At 28.4% G+C, this 708-nt stretch carries 1 protein-coding gene; it reads right to left on the bottom strand.

The genetic code is table 11. The features are described from left to right. Window positions 1-382 precede the first annotated feature (382 nt). Window positions 383-708, bottom strand: a 326-nt coding sequence (locus ACFINZ_RS10885) for an autotransporter outer membrane beta-barrel domain-containing protein (RefSeq protein WP_375701525.1), incomplete at its 5' end; no start/stop codon positions are given.

Genomic DNA, 708 nt, shown 5'->3' with positions numbered 1-708 from the left:
ACACTCCACATCTAATAATGAAATATCCCGCGACTACAAAGGTAGTTTATTTTAGATTAATCCATAATGTGTTTTATTTATGTTGCAATTACTTTGTATTGCAGCATCATAAAATTTAAGTATTAATAGTCATTACATAAATTAAAAATCTATTATCATCTAATAAAGAAGAATTATACTAAAATTAAAATTGTCTCTTATATTCAAGACACAATTTGTAATGCTTGCAATAGTAAATGAAAAAACGAAATTGCTCTTAAATAGAACATAAGTGCATTAGCACTATCTCTACATCAGAAGAATGTAGAAATAGTGCATATTTAGCTCATAAAAAACAATCAAATTTTTAAATTAAAATTGACCAGAAAATAAACGTATAAACTTAAAAAATATAACGTAACCCCAAAATGCCTTGAAGTGCTTGCTTAATCTTATGTCCTTTAAGATAATGCGCTTCTGCATAAAGCGTTAAGTTATCATTAACAAAACTGTTTAAACCTATTCCCAATTTACCGGCATTTCCTGACAAATCGGTAATAAATTTATGCCGGTTATTAATTGTCGTATGATTATTATTTATATTCTCACGCAACCAAGCTGCCGTAATATAAGCTGTTAATAAAGTTTCTGCATTCATAATAAATTCATGCCCTGCAGTTAATCCAACTTCGCTACGTAATGAAGTCAATGAACTTATATCAGCTGTCA

Source organism: Bartonella sp. AA81SXKL, assembly GCF_042196945.1.
Lineage (GTDB): Bacteria > Pseudomonadota > Alphaproteobacteria > Rhizobiales > Rhizobiaceae > Bartonella.
Note: the sequence above shows the minus strand (reverse complement) of the source record. Positions and strands in the feature narration are given on the sequence as shown.